The 18,391-nt window shown below is 70.0% G+C and carries 15 protein-coding genes; 12 read left to right on the top strand and 3 right to left on the bottom strand.

The annotated features are described in order from the left end of the window. Nucleotides 1–37 precede the first annotated feature (37 nt). The 7 genes from AC3A3J_RS11425 (at nucleotide 38) to ilvC (ending at nucleotide 8,852) form a co-directional block, all read left to right on the top strand. On the top strand, nucleotides 38–1,285 hold the full coding sequence (locus tag AC3A3J_RS11425; RefSeq protein ID WP_487672386.1) for an MFS transporter: 1,248 nt from the start codon (nucleotides 38–40) through the stop codon (nucleotides 1,283–1,285). Nucleotides 1,286–1,372: 87 nt separating this feature from the next. Further along, nucleotides 1,373–2,782, top strand: coding sequence for an alpha,alpha-trehalose-phosphate synthase (UDP-forming) (locus AC3A3J_RS11420; protein ID WP_487672385.1), 1,410 nt, complete (start codon nucleotides 1,373–1,375; stop codon nucleotides 2,780–2,782). A 50-nt stretch (nucleotides 2,783–2,832) separates the two neighbouring features. Next, nucleotides 2,833–3,630, top strand: coding sequence for a trehalose-phosphatase (otsB, locus tag AC3A3J_RS11415; RefSeq protein WP_487672384.1), 798 nt, complete (start codon nucleotides 2,833–2,835; stop codon nucleotides 3,628–3,630). 9 nt (nucleotides 3,631–3,639) lie between these two features. Next, nucleotides 3,640–5,358 carry a dihydroxy-acid dehydratase gene (gene ilvD / locus AC3A3J_RS11410; RefSeq protein ID WP_487672383.1) on the top strand — a complete coding sequence of 573 codons (1,719 nt, stop codon included), beginning with the start codon at nucleotides 3,640–3,642 and terminating at the stop codon, nucleotides 5,356–5,358. A gap of 70 nt (nucleotides 5,359–5,428) precedes the next feature. Beyond that, on the top strand, nucleotides 5,429–7,231 hold the full coding sequence (locus AC3A3J_RS11405) for an acetolactate synthase large subunit (RefSeq protein ID WP_487672382.1): 1,803 nt from the start codon (nucleotides 5,429–5,431) through the stop codon (nucleotides 7,229–7,231). Between the two features lie 2 nt (nucleotides 7,232–7,233). After that, nucleotides 7,234–7,743, top strand: coding sequence for an acetolactate synthase small subunit (ilvN, locus tag AC3A3J_RS11400; protein ID WP_314647099.1), 510 nt, complete (start codon nucleotides 7,234–7,236; stop codon nucleotides 7,741–7,743). 80 nt (nucleotides 7,744–7,823) lie between these two features. Further along, nucleotides 7,824–8,852, top strand: a complete 1,029-nt coding sequence (gene ilvC / locus AC3A3J_RS11395; RefSeq protein ID WP_487672381.1) for a ketol-acid reductoisomerase — start codon at nucleotides 7,824–7,826, stop codon at nucleotides 8,850–8,852. Between the two features lie 144 nt (nucleotides 8,853–8,996). On the opposite strand, the gene AC3A3J_RS11390 is transcribed toward ilvC, so the two are convergent. After that, entirely contained in the window at nucleotides 8,997–11,831 is a 2,835-nt protein-coding gene (locus AC3A3J_RS11390; protein WP_487672380.1) for an FAD-binding and (Fe-S)-binding domain-containing protein, read from the bottom strand. A gap of 73 nt (nucleotides 11,832–11,904) precedes the next feature. Between AC3A3J_RS11390 and AC3A3J_RS11385 the strand changes: the two genes are divergently transcribed. Next, nucleotides 11,905–12,579, top strand: coding sequence for a GntR family transcriptional regulator (locus AC3A3J_RS11385; RefSeq protein WP_487672379.1), 675 nt, complete (start codon nucleotides 11,905–11,907; stop codon nucleotides 12,577–12,579). A gap of 3 nt (nucleotides 12,580–12,582) precedes the next feature. Here AC3A3J_RS11385 and AC3A3J_RS11380 read toward each other — a convergent pair whose 3' ends face one another. Continuing rightward, the gene (locus AC3A3J_RS11380; RefSeq protein ID WP_487672378.1) at nucleotides 12,583–13,497 is read right to left on the bottom strand and encodes a hypothetical protein; all 915 of its coding nucleotides are present in this window, start codon (nucleotides 13,495–13,497) and stop codon (nucleotides 12,583–12,585) included. 57 nt (nucleotides 13,498–13,554) lie between these two features. Between AC3A3J_RS11380 and AC3A3J_RS11375 the strand changes: the two genes are divergently transcribed. The 3 genes from AC3A3J_RS11375 (at nucleotide 13,555) to serA (ending at nucleotide 16,140) form a co-directional block, all read left to right on the top strand. Further along, nucleotides 13,555–14,040: a hypothetical protein gene (locus AC3A3J_RS11375; RefSeq protein ID WP_487672377.1), complete on the top strand. Its 486-nt coding sequence runs from the start codon at nucleotides 13,555–13,557 to the stop codon at nucleotides 14,038–14,040. Next, a complete protein-coding gene (locus AC3A3J_RS11370; RefSeq protein ID WP_487672376.1) occupies nucleotides 14,037–14,372 on the top strand; it encodes a hypothetical protein in 336 nt (111 codons plus the stop codon). The genes AC3A3J_RS11375 and AC3A3J_RS11370 overlap by 4 nt, the downstream gene beginning before the upstream one ends. Before the next feature lie 163 nt (nucleotides 14,373–14,535). Then, on the top strand, nucleotides 14,536–16,140 hold the full coding sequence (gene serA / locus AC3A3J_RS11365) for a phosphoglycerate dehydrogenase (RefSeq protein ID WP_487672375.1): 1,605 nt from the start codon (nucleotides 14,536–14,538) through the stop codon (nucleotides 16,138–16,140). A gap of 73 nt (nucleotides 16,141–16,213) precedes the next feature. Here the strand turns inward: serA and AC3A3J_RS11360 are convergent, their stop codons facing one another. Continuing rightward, entirely contained in the window at nucleotides 16,214–16,759 is a 546-nt protein-coding gene (locus tag AC3A3J_RS11360; protein ID WP_487672374.1) for a TetR/AcrR family transcriptional regulator, read from the bottom strand. A 90-nt stretch (nucleotides 16,760–16,849) separates the two neighbouring features. On the opposite strand from AC3A3J_RS11360, the gene AC3A3J_RS11355 reads away from it, so the two are divergent. Continuing rightward, nucleotides 16,850–18,385, top strand: a complete 1,536-nt coding sequence (locus tag AC3A3J_RS11355) for an MFS transporter (protein ID WP_487672373.1) — start codon at nucleotides 16,850–16,852, stop codon at nucleotides 18,383–18,385. The last annotated feature ends 6 nt before the right edge of the window (nucleotides 18,386–18,391 follow it).

Here is an 18,391-nt window from a genome sequence, read left to right as displayed (position 1 = left end):
GCACCCGACCACCGCGTCCGCGGGGCGCGCGAGAGCCATGACCCAGACACACACCTCTGCCGAGCCGAGCCTTCTCCGGCTCGCCGGCCTTCCCTACTTCCTCATCGCGTTCATCGCGCGACTGCCCTTCGCCATGATGGTCGTCGGCGTCCTGACGGTCGTCGTCTCGGCCCGCGGCTCGCTCTCCCTGGGCGGTCTCACCTCCGCCGCCGTCGGACTCGGCACCGCCTGCTTCGGTCCGCTCCTCGGAGCCGCGGCCGATCGCTTCGGTCAGCGGCGCGTGCTCGTCGTTCTGGCGGTGGCCAATGGCGCGATGATGGCGCTCTTCACCCTCGTCGTGTACGGCGACGCGGCCGACGCCCTCGTCCTCGCGGCGGCGGTGGGCATCGGCGCCACCGCCCCGCAGGTCGCCCCGTTGTCGCGCGCCCGGCTCGTGACGATCATCTCCGAGCGCATGCCGGCGCAGCGACAGGCGCGAACGGTCTCGGGCACCATGGCGTACGAGTCCGCCGCCGACGAGACGGTGTTCGTCTTCGGACCGTTCCTCGTCGGCATCCTCGCGTCCGTCATCGCTCCGTGGGCGCCGCTGATCGGCGCGGCCGCCCTCACCGTCGTGTTCGTCGGGGCGTTCGCGCTGCATCCGAGCGGCAGACATGTCGCCGCCGTCCGCGGAGCCGACGGCTCTGCGCCGTCGTCGGTCGCCGAGCTCTTCCGCCCGCGTCTGCTCATCGTCGTAGTCGGAATCCTCGGCGTCGGGATGTTCTTCGGCACGATGCTGACCTCGTTGACGTCGTTCATGGCCGACCGCGGCGCGTCCGAGCAGGCGGGGCTCCTGTACGGCGTCATGGGGGTGGGCTCGGCGATCCTCGCGCTCGGCGTCGCGTGGCTGCCGACGCGGTTCTCGCTGCGGGCGCGGTGGATCGTCTTCGCGAGCATCCTGCTCGCCGGCTCGCTGTTGCTGGGCGTCGTCGACTCGCCGGCGATGATGATGGTCGCGCTCGGCATCATGGGAGTCGGCATCGGCCCCACCCTCGTGACGCAGTACAGCTTCGGGGCGGAGCGCAGCCCGCTCGGCCGGTCGGCGACGGTCATGACCATGCTCGGCTCGGGCATCGTGGTCGGCCAGTCGATCGGCGCGGCTGTCGCCGGCGAGATCGCCGAGAACGTCGGGACGGAGGCCGCGCTCGCGCTGCCCGTGATCGCGGCGTCGATAGCCTTCGCCGCCGCGGTCGTCAACTGGTTCTTCTCGCGCACCGCTGCGCGCGACGTCATCGCCGTCGCCTGAACGGCGACCGTCCGGGCGTCGCACGGACCCGCAGGGGGCTCGAACCTCGATAGCCTTGGACGCACACCCCCGTTGTGAGGAGCCGTCGTGGCTGTTGCTGAGTTCGTCGTCGTCGCCAATCGTCTCCCGGTCGACCGGGTCGTCGGCCCGGACGGGGAGGAGACCTGGCGCACATCGCCCGGAGGACTCGTCGCCGCGCTCGAACCGATGATGCGGTCGGCGAACGGCGCGTGGGTCGGATGGGCGGGACAGCCCGACCTCGAACTCGAGCCGTTCGAGGCCGACGGCATCGACCTCATCCCGATCACCCTGAGCCTCTCCGAGGTCGAGGACTACTACGAGGGTTTCGCCAACGACACGGTCTGGCCGCTGTACCACGACGTGATCGCGCCTCCCCAGTTCCACCGTGAGTGGTGGGAGGCGTACGTGCGCGTGAACCGCCGGTTCGCCCAGGCGGCGGCCGACGCGGTAGCCCCCGACGGCACCGTGTGGGTGCACGACTATCAGCTCCAGCTCGTTCCGCAGATGCTGCGCGAGCTGCGACCGGACGTCACCATCGGGTACTTCCATCACATCCCGTTTCCCGCCCACGGCCTCTACGCTCAGTTGCCGTGGCGCGACCAGGTGCTGCAGGGTCTGCTCGGCGCCGACGTCATCGGCTTCCAGCGGGCGCAGGACGCGACGTACTTCCTCACTGCCGTGCGCCGCCGCCTGCGTTACGAGGTCAAGGGCCCCGGCATCGCGGTGCCCGGACCCGACGGCCAGACGCGCACCGCCGTCGCCCGCGCCTTCCCCATCTCGATCGACACCGAGCCGTACCTCGCCCTCGCTGCGCGCGCGGACGTCCAGGCCCGCGCGGTCGAGATCCGCGAGAGTCTCGGCAATCCGCGCTGCATCCTGCTGGGCGTCGACCGGCTCGACTACACCAAGGGCATCCGCCACCGCATCAAGGCGTACGGCGAACTGATCGAGGACGGACGCCTCGACGTCGAGGACGTCACCCTCATCCAGGTCGCGAGCCCCAGCCGCGAGCGGGTCGACGCCTACGTGCACCTGCGCGACGAGATCGAACTGCTCGTCGCGCGCATCAACGGCGACCACGACACGGTCGGCCACAGCGCGATCCGCTACCTGCACCAGGGATTCCCCCGCGAGGAGATGGTGGCCCTCTACCTCGCGGCGGACGTGATGCTCGTCACCGCGTTGCGCGACGGCATGAATCTCGTGGCCAAGGAGTACGTCGCCACCCGGGCCGACGATCGCGGTGTGCTCGTGCTCAGCGAGTTCACCGGGGCCGCCGACGAGCTGCGCCAAGCGGTGCGCGTGAACCCCCACGACATCGACGGCCTCAAAGATGCGATCATGCAGGCGATCGAGATGACGCCCGCGGAGCAGAGCAAGCGCATGCGCGCGCTGCGCCGCCGCGTGCTCGAGAACGATGTCAACGCATGGTCGTCGTCGTTCCTCGCCGCCCTCGCCGATGCGCGCCGCCGCTGACATTGCCGACCTCTTTACCGAGTCCGCCCAACACCTCCCTGGAGACTGCCATGACGCGCCCCTGGACCCCTGGAACGCCCGCCGACGAGATCACCGCGGTCGCCCGCACCGAGCGCCTCGTCATCGCGCTCGACTTCGATGGCGTGGCCTCGCCTCTCGTGCCCGACCCGATGTCCGCCCGCGCCCTTCCCGAGACGGTCGCGCAGATCGCTCGACTGTCCGCGCTACCCGACACGTTCGTCGCCTTCGTCTCGGGGCGCAGCATGCACGACCTCCGCATCATCACCGAGCACACCGACGACTCGCCCGTCTCCCTCTCGGGGTCGCACGGGGCGCAGTACTGGTTCCCCGGAGAGGGCGAGATCGCTCCCGCGGACGGCGCGGACGACTCGGCGGCGCGCGAGGAGCTGTGGGCCGCCGCACGGCCGATCATCGATCGCTACGAGGGTGCGGAGTTCGAGCCCAAGGCATTCGGCATGGGCGTGCACACCCGGCGGGCCGATCGCGCGACCGAAGAAGCCGTCTTCGCGGAGGTCGACGCCCTGGTGACGGAGCGCTTCCCGCACTGGCGCCGTCGGTCGGGCCACCGCGTGCTCGAGTTCTCCTCGCGGAATGAGGGGAAGGACGCGGCGATCGGCGTGCTGCGCGAGCGTTTCGGCGCCACCGGGATCGTCTTCGCGGGCGACGACGTGACGGACGAAGATGCCCTGCGCGTGCTGCAGCCGGGCGACCTCGGCGTCCGCGTGGGCCCGGGGGAGAGCGCCGCGGCTCTGCGGGTCGACGGGCCCGCGGAGGTGGCGTCGCTGCTCGCCGCGATCGCGGACGAACGGGCCGCGCGTCCGGAATAGACTTCCTGCATGTCCTCGCATGATCCTGCCGCCGGCGCGGCCATCGACATCAAGCCCCGCAGTCGTGTCGTCACCGACGGCATCGAGGCGACCACCTCCCGCGGCATGCTGCGCGCCGTCGGGATGGGCGACGCCGACTGGGAGAAGCCGCAGGTCGGCATCGCCTCGAGCTGGAACGAGATCACGCCGTGCAACCTGAGCCTCGACCGGCTCGCACAGGGGGCGAAGGAGGGCGTCCACTCGGGCGGGGGTTACCCCCTGCAGTTCGGCACCATCTCGGTGTCGGACGGCATCTCCATGGGACACGAGGGCATGCACTTCTCGCTCGTCTCGCGCGAGGTCATCGCCGACTCCGTCGAGACCGTCATCATGGCCGAGCGTCTCGACGGCACCGTCCTGCTGGCCGGGTGCGACAAGTCCATCCCCGGCATGCTGATGGCCAGCGCCCGCCTCGGGCTGTCGAGCGTCTTCCTGTACGCCGGATCTATCGCGCCGGGATGGGTGAAGCTCTCCGACGGCACCGAGAAGGACATCACGATCATCGACTCGTTCGAGGGCGTCGGCGCCTGCCGCGCCGGCCGGATGAGCGAAGAGGACCTCAAGCGCATCGAGTGCGCATTCGCCCCCGGCGAGGGCGCCTGCGGCGGCATGTACACCGCGAACACCATGGCGTCGGTCGCCGAGGCGCTCGGGTTGAGCCTGCCGGGTTCGGCCGCACCGCCCTCGGCCGACCGCCGGCGCGACTACTTCGCCCACCGATCGGGCGAGGCCGTCGTCGAGCTGCTGCGCCAGGGCATCACCACGAAGGACATCCTCACCAAGGAGTCGTTCGAGAACGCCATCGCCCTGGCCATGGCCCTCGGCGGGTCGACCAACGTCGTGCTCCACCTGCTCGCGATCGCACGCGAGGCCGAGATCGACCTCGATCTGCACGACTTCAACCGCATCGGCAGCAGGACTCCGCACGTGGCCGACATGAAGCCGTTCGGCAAGTACGTCATGAACGACGTCGACCGCCACGGCGGCATCCCCGTGATCATGAAGGCCATGCTCGACGAGGGGCTGCTCCACGGCGACGCCCTCACCGTGACGGGCAAGACCGTCGCCGAGAACCTCCGCGATCTGAACCCCGACCCGGTCGACGGCGATGTGATCCACACCTTCTCCGACCCGATCCACGCCTCGGGCGGCATCACGATCCTGCATGGATCGCTGGCACCCGAGGGCGCCGTCGTGAAGTCGGCCGGCTTCGACGCCGACGTCTTCGAGGGCCCGGCGCGCGTGTTCGAGCGGGAGCGCGGGGCGATGGACGCCCTCGCAAACGGCGAGATCCAGGCGGGCGACGTCATCGTCATCCGTTACGAGGGCCCCAAGGGCGGCCCCGGCATGCGGGAGATGCTCGCCATCACCGCGGCCATCAAGGGCGCGGGGCTCGGAAAAGATGTACTACTCTTGACGGACGGACGATTCTCAGGCGGCACAACCGGCCTGTGCATCGGCCACATAGCACCCGAAGCGGTGGACGCTGGTCCTATCGCCTTCGTGCGCGATGGTGATCTGATACGGGTCGATATCGCAGCTCGCTCTCTCGACCTACTCGTCGACGAGGCGGAGCTCGCCTCCCGCCGTTCCGGCTGGGAGCCGCTTCCCCCGCGCTATACCCGTGGCGTTCTTGCCAAGTACTCCCGTCTCGTGCGGTCCGCCGCCGAAGGCGCGACGACCGGCTGACACCGACTCGATCGGCTCGGCCCGTGTCGCCGCCGGCATCCGACACCCACAGATCACCAGAAGGAGAGTCATGACTGCTGACTCCGCCCCGGCCGTGCCGCGGCCGCCCGCCCGTTCCTCCAGCGCTCCGGAGATCACCGGTGCCGAGGCCGTCGTCCGCTCGCTCGAGCTTCTCGGCATCACCGACGTCTTCGGGCTTCCCGGTGGCGCGATCCTGCCCGTGTACGACCCGCTCATGGACGCGTCGCAGCTGCGCCACATCCTCGTCCGCCACGAGCAGGGCGCGGGCCACGCCGCCGAAGGCTACGCCTCCGCGTCCGGCAAGGTCGGCGTGTGCATCGCGACCTCCGGCCCCGGCGCCACCAACCTCGTCACCGCGATCGCCGACGCCTACATGGACTCCGTTCCGCTGCTCGCCATCACCGGACAGGTGTTCTCGACCCTGATGGGAACCGACGCCTTCCAGGAGGCCGACATCGTCGGCATCACGATGCCCATCACGAAGCATTCCTTCTTGGTGAAGGACGCGGCCGACATTCCCGGCGCGATCGCCGCCGCCTACGAAGTGGCCTCGACCGGACGCCCCGGTCCCGTGCTCGTCGACATCACCAAGGATGCGCAGCAGGCCGTCGCCCCGTTCGTGTGGCCGCCCAAGGTCGATCTGCCCGGCTACCGCCCGGTGACGAAGGCGCACGGCAAGCAGATCCAGGCCGCGGCGGCGCTGCTCGCCGAGGCGAAGAAGCCCGTGCTCTACGTGGGTGGCGGTGTCGTGCGCGGGCGTGCGGCCGCGGAGCTGCTCGAACTCGCCGAGGCCACCGGTGCTCCGGTGGTGACCACGCTGATGGCGCGCGGTGCGTTCCCCGACTCGCACGCGCAGCACCTGGGCATGCCCGGCATGCACGGCACGGTCCCGGCGGTGCTGGCGCTGCAGGAGGCCGATCTCCTCGTCTCGCTCGGTGCCCGTTTCGACGACCGCGTGACCGGCAAGGCCGCGCTGTTCGCACCGAACGCGAAGGTCGTGCACGTCGACATCGATCCGGCCGAGATCTCGAAGATCCGGATGGCAGACGTGCCGATCGTCGGCGATGTGCGCGACGTGCTCACCGACCTGCACGCCGCCTTCCGCGGAGTGACCGGAGGGGCGAAGCCCGACATTTCCGAGTGGTGGTCGTACCTCGACGGTCTTCGCACCGAGTTCCCGCTCGGCTACGCGCCGACGACCGACGGTCTGCTGGCCCCGCAGTACGTCATCCAGCGCATCGGCGAGCTCACCGGCCCGGAGGGCATCTTCGCCTCCGGTGTCGGCCAGCATCAGATGTGGGCGGCGCAGTTCATCAAGTACGAGCGGCCGAACGCCTGGCTCAACTCGGGGGGAGCGGGCACGATGGGCTACTCGGTGCCCGCCGCCATGGGGGCGAAGGTCGCCGAGCCCGACCGCGCGGTCTGGGCCATCGACGGCGACGGATGCTTCCAGATGACCAACCAGGAGCTCGCGACCTGCGCGATCAACAACATCCCGATCAAGGTCGCCATCATCAACAACTCCTCCCTCGGGATGGTGCGTCAGTGGCAGACCCTGTTCTACGACGGGCGCCACTCCAACACCGACCTCAACACCGGGCACGGCACGATCCGGATCCCCGACTTCGTGAAGCTCGCGGAGGCCTACGGATGCCTCGCCATCCGGGTCGAGAAGGAGGAAGAGGTCGATGCGGCGATCCAGCTGGCCCTCGACACCAACGACCGCCCGGTCGTGATCGACTTCGTCGTCAGCGCCGACTCCATGGTGTGGCCGATGGTGCCGCAGGGCGTCAGCAACAGCTACGTCCAGTACGCCCGCGACCACGCCCCTGCATTCGACGAGGAGGACTGACCATGTCGACTCACGTGCTGAGCCTCCTCGTGGAGGACACCCCCGGCCTGCTGACCCGCGTGGCGGGCCTCTTCGCCCGTCGCGGATTCAACATCCACTCCCTCGCCGTCGGCGTCACCGAGGTGCCGGGCATCTCGCGCATCACCGTCGTCGTCGACGTCGACGAGCTGCCGCTCGAACAGGTCACCAAGCAGCTGAACAAGCTCATCAACGTGATCAAGATCGTCGAGCTCGACTTCGCCACGTCGGTGCAGCGCGAGCACATGCTCGTCAAGGTGCGCACCGACAACACCACCCGCTCGAACGTGATCGAGGTCGTCAACCTCTTCCGCGCAGCCGTGGTCGACTACGCCGCCGATGCGCTCGTGATCGAGGTCACGGGCGACAAGGGCAAGGTCGACGCCATGCTCCGCGCGCTCGAGCCGTTCGGCATCAAGGAGATCGCGCAGTCGGGTCTCCTCGCCATCGGCCGCGGCGGCAAGAGCATCACCGAGCGCGTGCTGCGCGGCTGACCCAGACCACCCCATCCATCGGCTCCGCCGCCGTCCGGCACGGAGCGAGACGAACCGCCACGAACAAGGAGAAACACACAGTGAGCACCGAGATCTTCCACGACGCCGACGCCGACCTGTCGCTCATCCAGGGCAAGAAGGTCGCCATCGTGGGCTACGGCTCGCAGGGCCACGCCCACGCGCAGAACCTGCGCGACTCGGGTGTCGAGGTCGCGATCGCCCTCAAGGAGGGCTCCAAGTCGGCGGCCAAGGCGGAGGAGGCCGGCTTCCCGGTGAAGACCGTCGCCGAGGCCACCGAGTGGGCCGACCTCATCATGATCCTCGCGCCGGACCAGCACCAGCGCACGATCTACAGCGAGTCGATCGCCCCGAACCTGGCTCCGGGCAAGACCCTCGCCTTCGCGCACGGCTTCAACATCCGCTTCGGCTACATCGACGCCCCCGAGGGTGTCGACGTGATCCTCGTCGCCCCGAAGGCCCCCGGCCACACGGTGCGTCGCGAGTTCGTCGCCGGGCGCGGCATCCCCGACATCATCGCCGTCGAGCGCGACGCGTCCGGTCAGGCCTGGGACGTCGCTCTGTCGTACGCGAAGGCCATCGGCGGCACCCGCGCCGGCGTCATCAAGACCACCTTCACCGAAGAGACCGAGACCGACCTGTTCGGCGAGCAGGCCGTGCTGTGCGGCGGCATGAGCCACCTCGTGCAGGCCGGCTTCGAGACCCTCGTCGAGGCGGGCTACCAGCCGCAGATCGCGTACTTCGAGGTTCTGCACGAGCTGAAGCTCATCGTCGACCTCATGTGGGAGGGCGGCATCGCCAAGCAGCGCTGGTCGATCTCCGACACCGCCGAGTTCGGCGACTACGTGTCGGGACCCCGCGTCGTCGACGAGCGCGTCAAGGAGAGCATGAAGGGCGTGCTCGCCGACATCCAGTCCGGTGCATTCGCGAAGCGCTTCATCGACGACCAGGACAACGGCGGCGAGGAGTTCCTCGCGCTGCGCGCCAAGGAGGAGCAGCACCCCATCGAGGCGACCGGTAAGGAGCTGCGTGCGCTCTTCGCATGGAAGCAGCAGGACGAGGATTACGTCGACGGCAGCGCTGCGCGCTGACGGCGACGGAATCCTCACAGGGCGGTGCTGGTCTGGCCGCTTCGCGGCGGGGTCGACGGCAGCGCCGCCCGCTGATCCATCGATCGCCTGATCGCTGAACGAGAGAGCGGGCCCTCCCTTCGGGGAGGGCCCGCTCTCGTCGTGTCAGGCGCGGGTGAGTTCCTCGAGCACCTCGACGACATGGCGATAGGGCTGGCCGGTGGCGCGGGTCATGCCGATCTCGCACGTGCGGTTCGCCGAGACGAAGGCGCCGAACCCGCCGCGCACGTCGTCGGCCGCCCGCACCTCGGCGGCCTCGACGGCCGTCGCGCTGGCCGTGAGCTCGGGATGCAGCATCCCGCGGTCGCCGGCGAAAGCGCAGCATCCCCAGCCGTCCGGCACATAGACCTCCGTCGCCACCGCACGGGCGATCTCGGTCAGCGCGCCGGTCGCGCCGAGCGCGGTGGTCGAACACGTCGGATGCACCGCCACGCTGTCGAGCTTCTGCGTCACCGAGAGCCGGGGGAGCACCTCGCGCGCGATGAACGTCGTCGCGTCCTCGATCACGAGTCCGGCGTACTCCGGGTACTCCCGCAGCGACTTCGCGAGCATCGTGTGCAGCCCCTCGGTGCAGGACGCCGCATCGCACACCACGGGGAGCTCGCCGCGGCGACTCGCCTCCCAGAGCGCGGCGAGGGTGCGCTCGGTCATCCGGTCGTAGCCGGAGAGGTGTCCCTTCGACTTCCACGGCGTGCCGCAGCAGAGCCCGCCCGACTCCTCGGGCACGGCGAAGGGGATGCCGGCGCGGTCGAGCAGCGCGGCCACCGCGTCGCGTGAGCCCTCGCCGTGGCCTTCGGCGCCGAACATCGTACCGATGCACGCGCCGAAGAACACCGCGCGGGCGTCGGCGGGGGACTGCGCCCGCGGAGGGGCCGAGCCGCCACGGGGGAGCCCGCCGTCGTACAGCGGCACCGTGTCGGATCCGAGGATCGCGCGTCCGACCTTGGTCGCCCCCGTGACGATCGGCGACGGGAGAGCCGACGCGATCGTCAGTGCGGCGCCGCCGACGCGCGTGACGGCGCCCCAGCCGCGCGCCGCGACGTCCCACGCGGCATCCTCCACCTTCGAGGCTTCCTCGGCGCGCAGCCGACGGACGAGGTCGCCGGTGTTGATGTCGACGGGGCACGCCACGCCGCACATGCCGTCGACCGCGCAGGTCTGCACGCCGTGGTAGTCGTAGTCGGCGCGCAGCTCGGCCAGCAGCGCGGTGTCGCCCTGCTGCTCGACCCATGCCATGTCGCGTCGCAGCACGATGCGCTGGCGCGGCGTCAGCGTGAGGTCCTTGCTCGGACAGGTCGGCTCGCAGTAGCCGCACTCCACGCAGCGATCGACCTCGGCCTCGACGGTGGGCACGCGCTTGAGATCGCGGAGGTACGAGTCGGGGTCATCGGAGAGGACGACGCCCGGGTTGAGGATGCCGGCCGGGTCGAACAGGCGCTTGATCTCCCACATCATGTCGGTCAACTCGTCGCCGTACTGCCGTCGGACGAACGGGGCCATGATGCGCCCCGTGCCGTGCTCCGCCTTGAGGGAACCGCCCTGCGCGAGCACGAGGTCGACGAGGTCGTCCGTGAACCGTCGGTACCGGGCGACGCTCTCGGGGTCGTCGAAGCGCTCGTTCAGCAGGAAGTGGACGTTCCCGTCCTTGGCATGCCCGAAGATGACCGAGCCCTCGTAGTCGTGCGCGTCGAACAGCTCGATCAAGCGTTCGCAGGTCGCGAGGAGGCGGTCGACCGGGACGACGATGTCTTCCAGGAGTGCGGTGGTGCCCGACGGGCGGGCGCCGGCGACGGCCGTGTATAGCCCCTTGCGCACGTGCCACAGCGCGGCGCGCTCCGCGGCGTCCGTCGTGAGAGCCGCGGGGACGGCGAGGGGCAGGGTCGACAGATGCGTCAGCGCGGCGTCCGTGCTGGCCGCGAGGGTCGCCTCGTTCGCCGCGTGCACCTCGACGAGCAGGGCGGCGTGCCCGTGCACGTCGATGCTCGCGATGGTGCGCGGCACGTCGGTCAGCCCCTGCGCCACGCGGAGCGACGCGGCGTCGAGCAGCTCGATCGTGGCGAGGCCCAACTCCGTGAGCCCCGGGAGGGCGGCCATCGCATCGGACAGGGTCTCGAACACCAACAGACCGGTCGCGACGGCGGGGCGGATCTCGACGGTGCGGAAGCGCGCCTCGGCGACGAACGCCAACGTGCCCTCCGATCCGATCACCAGGTGCTCGAGGATGGACACGGCGGTGTCGAAGTCGAGCAGCGAGTTGAGCCCGTAGCCCATCGTGTTCTTCATCGAGAACTGCCGGCGGATGAACTCGGCGTTCTCGGGCTGGGCCAGCAGCCTCTCGCGAAGGGCCAGGAGCCCGGCCGCGAGTTCGGGGTCGGAGCGGTGCAGACGCTCGTCGGCGTCCGGCGCACCCGTGTCGAGGATGGTGCCGCTCGGCAGCACGAGCACCATCGAGTCGATGGTGCGGTACGAGTTCTCGACGACGCCGCAGGCCATGCCGCTGGAGTTGTTGGCGACCACGCCGCCGATCGTGCACGCGATCTCGCTGGCGGGATCGGGCCCGAGTTTGCGTCGGTGCCGAGCGAGGCGGGTGTTGACCTGACGCACCGTCGCCCCGGGGCCGACGCTGACCGTGGCGCCGTCGTCGGAGATGCGGATGTTCCGGAAGGCGGAGCGGGTATCGACGAGGATGTCGCCGCTGACGCCCTGGCCGGAGAGGCTGGTGCCGCCGGAACGGAAGGTGAGGGTGCGGCCCGCTGCGCGCACGGCGTCGAACACGCGCGCCATGCCCGCGGCGTCGACGGGGGAGACGACGGCGTCGGGCACGAGCAGGTAGTGCGAGGCGTCGTGGGCGCGGGCGAAGCGATCGATCGACCGGGACTGCACCGCGACATCCTGACCGAGGAGGGTGGGATCGAGCGGTTCCGCGAGAGTGGTCGGCATGGTGCTCCTCGGCGTCGAGACGGATTGTCAGACAAGTGTACCGAGAGACGTCGCCGTGAGTAGGCTGGCTCCCATGTCCGCGTCTTCAGAGGCTCCCCTCGGTGTCGTCGGCGTCGTCGAGGCCGTTGCGGCGCGGCTGCGCACCCGGATCCTCTCGGGCGAGTTGGCACCCGCCTCCGCCGTCACCGAGGCGTACGTCGCCGAGGAGTACGGTGTGGCCCGTCCGAGCGCGAAAGCCGCCATCGAGCAGCTCGTCGCCGCCGGGCTGCTCCTCCGCTCGGCGCACCGCAGCGCGCGGGTGGTCGCCATCGATCCCGACACCGTGCGCGATGTCTACCGCACGCGCATCCGTCTGGAGAGCGCGGCACTGAGGGAACTCGCCGGTCGTCTCGACGCGCCCGCGGCGGCTCACGACGCGAACGAGGAGATCGCGGCCCTCCCGCCCGGACCGGATGCGCGCTCGGTCGACCCTGATCTGCGCTTCCACCTCGCGCTGATCGAGGCTCTGCACAGCGAACGCACCAGCCGGATGTACCGCAGCGTGCTCGACGAGGTGCGGCTGTGCATGGCGCAGGTGCAGGGACGACGTCTGCTCGACGCCGAGGTGATCGCCGCTCAGCACGCCGAGATCCTCGACGCGATCACGGCGGGCGACGCCGATCGCGCGTCGGCGGTTCTGCACCACCACCTCGGTGCGGCCGAGGAGAGACTCGTCGAGGCCCTCGGCGGCGACGCGGTCGCGACCTGACGGTCAGTCGGAGGGGGCGTCGTCGATCTGGATCGGTGCGTCGGCCGGGTCAGCCCACACGGGTGCCGGCAGCGGCGTGTCGACGTCGCCGGCCTGGATCGCGCGCAGCGCCGCGGTGATCTCCTCGTCGTTCTCGGGAACGGCGAGTCCGCAGGTGCGAAGCTCCGAGGCGAACTGCAGCGTCAGACGGATCTTCCCTGCGTCGACGGCGTCGGCGGTGGTCCCGGTGCGGATCTCGCTGCCGGTCTGGATGGCCGGCACCTCGTCGCACACGTGGTAGACCTCGCCCCCGTCGACCCACACGACCTCATCCGCACCGAGCAGCTGGATCACCGTCGACTGATCGGCGGTGTACTGCTCGACCGAGGGCGGATCGAAATCGATGCCGATTACGGTCGCGAGCACGGCGAGAACGACGCCGACGATGCCCGCCGTCGCCTTCTGACCCTTCGACATGTCCTTGTTGAGCAGCACCACCACGATGAGGGGGAGGAAAGCGATGACCGCGATGATCGCGCCGAGCTGGTTCTGCACGAAGAACCGGGTGGTCTCCGAGCGTCGCGCGGGGTCGAGGCGGTTCGCGCGCTTCCACAGCACCGAGCCGGTGATCGACAACGCGGCGATGGCGACGAGAAGCACCAACAGGGTGATGAACGCCCAGGTGGGGAAGCGAGTGGTCGCATCGCTCTGTTCGAGCAGTCCGGAGTCGGGATCGCGCACGAGCTGGCCGTCGGCTCCCACGACCTCGCGCTGCCGCATCAGCCAGAAGATGGCGACCGCCTCGGCCGCGATGGCGAGGAACCACAGGATGCCGGCGATCCAACGGAACCGGACGGCCGTCGCGCGTGCGGCGTCGGTCGGCTGCCAGTCGTGGGGTCGCCCGCTGTGGTCGGCGGCGGCGTCGGTGCTCTCGTTCATGTCGTCCCCTCGTTTTCAGGGCCGAGCCTAGTGGAGAAGGTGTCCTACGCTGGAGGGATGACACCCGATGCCGACGACGCGCTGAGCTGGGAGGGCGACGACGACGTGAGCGAGCGGCGCGCGGGTCCGACTGCCGTGCAGCGGTCGGGCGCGACTGCGCGACGAACGCCGCGAGCACCCGCCCCGGTCGGCGCCCCGGATCGCACCGATGCGGGGCCCGGGGACGAAGACGAGGATTCCGCCCCTGCGCCGCTGAGCACCGCGATGCTGCTCATCACCGGCGTCGTCGGGGGCATCTATCTGCTCTACTCCGTCGGATGGGTCGTCGGCGGGCTGCGGCTGCAGCCCCTGGCCCGGTTCTTCGTCGCCGACTTCATGTTCCTTCCGTGGTTCGTGCTCGCGATCGCCGCACCGGCACTGTGGTTCCTGGCGGTGTGGGTGCTGACGCGCGCGAAGGCGTCATGGATCCGTGTCGCGCTCCTGCTGCTGGGCGCGGTGCTCCTCGTACCCTGGCCCTTCGTGACCGTGGGGGTGATCGGATGACGTCTGTCGACAGCGGCCGGCAGGGGCGCGAGCGCACGACGCGCTGGCCCGCCGCCCTCGTGCTGGGGCTCGCGGGGCTCTTCTACGCCTACGCCGTCTGGAACGCCGTCGCCCACCTCGTCTCGATGGCTCAGACCGGGCTGAGTACCGCGGGGTGGATCACCCTCGTGTTCGGCGTGGTGTTCCCGGCGCTCGTGTTCGCGTTCGCGGCCGGGATCGGCCGTCGCCGACGGGTGGGAGAGCTCGCGCTCGTGCTCCTCGCCGGCCTCGGCCTCGTGGCGGTGTTCTGGCTCTGCCTGCTGGCCTTCAGCCTCGGCCTCGTCGCTCCCTGAGCTCTGGGCCCGATGCCCCGTTCCGCGAGCCCGGGGGAGGGGGCTGCCTCATGCCGCGTCACACGGCGGGGCGGCGTGATCTGCTCGGGTACAGTGGAAGCGATCGCGCCCCCGACGGTGTGCGGCGCATCGGCCCCTGTTGTGTTGCCCCGAAGGATCCACTGTGCCGAAGCCCGTTGTGCTCATCGCCGAAGTTCTCTCTCCCGCCACGATCGAGGCCCTGGGCCCGGACTTCGATGTCCGCCACGTCGACGGCACCGATCGCCCCGCCCTTTTCGCGGCGCTGGCGGAGACCGACGCGGTGCTCATCCGCTCGGCGACGCACATCGATGAGGAAGCCCTCTCGCACGCCCCCCGGCTGAAGGTCGTGGCCCGCGCCGGAGTCGGACTCGACAACGTTGACATCAAGGCCGCCACCGCTGCGGGCGTCATGGTCGTCAACGCGCCGACCTCGAACATCGTCTCCGCGGCCGAGCTGACCGTCGGGCACATCCTCAGCCTCGCCCGCCGCATCCCCGCGGCGCACGCGTCTCTCTCGTCCGGTGCATGGAAGCGCAGCTCGTTCACGGGTGCGGAGCTCTTCGAGAAGACCGTCGGCATCGTCGGTCTCGGTCGGATCGGCGCGCTCGTCGCGGCCCGTCTCGCCGCTTTCGACATGCGCGTCGTCGCCTACGACCCGTATGTCACCTCCGCCCGCGCGCAGCAGCTCGGCGTGCAGCTGCTCTCGCTCGACGAACTCGTCGCCGAGTCCGACTTCCTCACCATCCACATGCCGAAGACGCCCGAGACCACGGGCATGATCGGCGCCGAGCAGTTCCGCGCCATGAAGCCGACGGCGTTCGTCGTGAACGTCGCGCGCGGAGGACTGATCGACGAGGAGGCGCTGCGGGAGGCGCTCGTCGCGGGCGAGATCGCGGGTGCCGGCCTCGACGTCTTCACGTCCGAGCCGCCCGCGGAGGGCGGCACCGCCCGTGCCCTGCTCGACCTGCCGAACGTCGTCGTCACCCCTCACCTCGGGGCCAGTACCGAAGAGGCCCAGGAGAAGGCGGGAGTCTCGGTCGCGCGGTCGGTGCGCCTGGCTCTCGGGGGAGACCTGGTTCCGGATGCGGTCAACGTCGCCGGTGGCGTGATCGATCCGTACGTGCGCCCCGGCATCTCGCTCGTCGAGAAGCTCGGGCAGATCCTCGCCGCGCTCGCCACGTCGCCGCTCACGAGCCTCGAAGTGGAGGTGCACGGCGAGCTGAACGACTACGACGTGAGCGTGCTCAAGCTCGCCGCGCTCAAGGGCGTCTTCACCAACATCGTCAGCGAGACGGTGTCGTACGTGAACGCGCCGCTCCTCGCCGAGCAGCGCGGGATCGCCGTGCGGTTGCTGAAGGACGACGTCAGTGCCGAGTACCGCAACGTCATCACCCTCAGCGGCGCGCTGTCGGACGGTTCGCAGCTCTCGGTCTCGGGCACGCTGACCGGCCCGAAGCAGGCCGAGAAGCTCATCGGCATCAACGACTACGCGCTCGAGCTGCCGATCGAGAAGCACCACGTGGTGATGCTGTACACCGACCGCCCGGGCATCGTCGCGGTCTACGGCCAGAAGTTCGGTGAAGCGGGGATCAACATCGCGGGCATGCAGATCGCCCGCGAGGCGGCCGGCGCGCAGGCGCTGAGCGTGCTGACGCTCGACTCGCCGGTCGCCGACGAACTGCTCGACGACGTGCGCACCGCGATCGACGCCGACTTGTTCCGGCAGATCGAGATCACCGAGATCTGAGATCGAACGACGGAGGGCGGGGCGCAGGCGCGTCCCGCCCTCCGTCGTTCTCGAGCAGGTGCGGGGAGCGCGCCTAGGGCGCGGTGGTGCGGAGGACGACCTCGATCAGGCGATCGAGGTCGGCGCCCTGCGGCACGAGGTGCTCCGAGCCGTTCACGTCGAGCGAGTTGTTGAAGTAGAGCCCGTCGCTCAGGAGAAGGACGAGGGCGAGACTCGTCTCGTCGCGCACGTGCGGGCGGATCATCTCCTCCCAGCGCCGCCGCACGTGCCGCAGCGCGTCGGCGGCGGGGATGGAGCCACCCTGGGCGAGCCGCGAGGCGGCGATGAGTGCGCGGTCGAGGGCCTCGTCCTCCATGACGGAGGTGCGGATGTAGTAGACGACCGGGCCTTCCTCATCGGCGGCCATGCGTTCGAGGTCCGCGGTCGTGAGGGTGTCGAGCCGATCGAGCAGTCCGGCGACGAGTTCGTCCTTCGACCCGAAGTGGTAGAGCAGACCACCCTTCGACACACCGGCGGCCTTCGCCGTCGCGTCGAGTGTCGCGGAGCGCTCGCCCTCTTCGAGCACGAGCTGTTGGAAGGCGTCGAGCACGCGTTCGCGGGCGAGGGGTGGGCGGGGCATCGGATCCTCTTCTCGGTCGCGGTCGGCGGCATCTGTTACTATACCAGCCGGACGGTTTAGTAACGCCGTCCCGGAAATGAGAGGTGTGCCATGACCCGTACCGCGTCGATCCCGACGGCAGGAACGGATGCCCCCCGCGTCGGCGCTCGCGGATGGGCCGCGCTCGTCGTGCTCATGCTCCCGGTGCTGCTGGTATCGGTAGACAATACGGTGTTGAGCTTCGCGCTGCCCGAGATCTCCCTCGCCCTGGCGCCCTCCGGGGCGGAGCAGCTGTGGATCATCGACGTCTACCCGCTCGTGCTCGCCGGTCTGCTGGTGACGATGGGCACCCTCGGTGATCGCTTCGGCCGTCGCCGCCTGCTCCTCATCGGAGCGACGGGGTTCGCCGCGGTCTCCGTCCTGGCCGCGTTCGCGCCGACCGCGGGCCTCCTCATCGCCGCGCGTGCGCTGCTGGGCTTCTTCGGCGCGATGCTCATGCCGTCGACGCTCTCGTTGCTGAGGTCGATCTTCACGAACCGCGACCAGCGTCGCCTCGCGATCGCGGTCTGGGCATCCGCATTCTCCGCGGGGTCGGCCCTCGGACCGATCGTCGGCGGCTTCCTCCTCGAGCACTTCGCCTGGGGTTCCGTCTTCCTCATCGCTGTGCCCGTGCTGCTGCCGCTGCTCATCGCCGCGCCGCTCCTCGTGCCCGAGAGCCGCGATCCGAACCCCGGCCGCATCGACCTCGTGAGCATCGCCCTCTCCATGGCGGCGATGATCCCGGTGGTCTACGCCATCAAGTCCTTCGCCGTCGACGGACCGACCGTAGTCGCGGGGGCCTGGGCGCTTCTCGGCGTGGTGATGGGCGTGCTGTTCGTCCGGCGCCAGCTGCGGGCCGACATCCCCATGCTCGACATGGCCCTCTTCCGCCGGGGCACGTTCTCGGGAGCGATCCTCGTGAACCTGTTGAGCGTCGTCGCCCTCGTGGGGTTCCTGTACTTCGTGTCGCAGCACCTGCAGCTCGTTCTCGGCCTGTCGCCGATGATGGCCGGGCTCGCGCTCGTGCCGGGTATGGCGGTCATGATCGTCGCTGGCCTCGGCGTCGTGCCCGTGTCGCGCCGGGTGCCCCCGCACATCGTCATCCCGATCGGTCTCGCCTTCTCGGTCGTCGGCTACCTGATCGTGGCCTTCACCTCGCACGCGCACGGCGTCGCGCCGCTGATCCTCGCCTTCGTGGTGCTCGGCATCGGCATCGGGGCGGCCGAGACGATCTCGAACGAGCTGATCCTGTCGAGCGCTCCGGCCGAGAAGGCGGGGGCCGCCAGCGCCGTCTCGGAGACGGCGTACGAACTCGGCGCCGTGCTCGGTACGGCCGTGCTCGGGGGCATCATCACGGCGTTCTACCGCTCGGCCATCGTGCTGCCCGACGGACTGCCCGCCGGCACCGCGGAGGCGGCGAGGGAGACGCTCGCCGGCGCGTACACCGCAGCCGACGGTCTGCCCGGAACGCTCGGCGATCAGCTGTGGGCGGCGGCGGCGGATGCTTTCGGCTCGGGTGTCTTCATCACCTCGCTGATCGGCGCGGGGCTCGTCGTCGTGGCGGCCGTGATCGCCGCCGTCACACTGCGCACGCGCACCCCGCGCTGACCACTA

The sequence above is a fragment of the Microbacterium sp. Soil_N32 genome (assembly GCF_057655505.1).
This window is presented reverse-complemented; position numbering and strand designations above follow the sequence as displayed.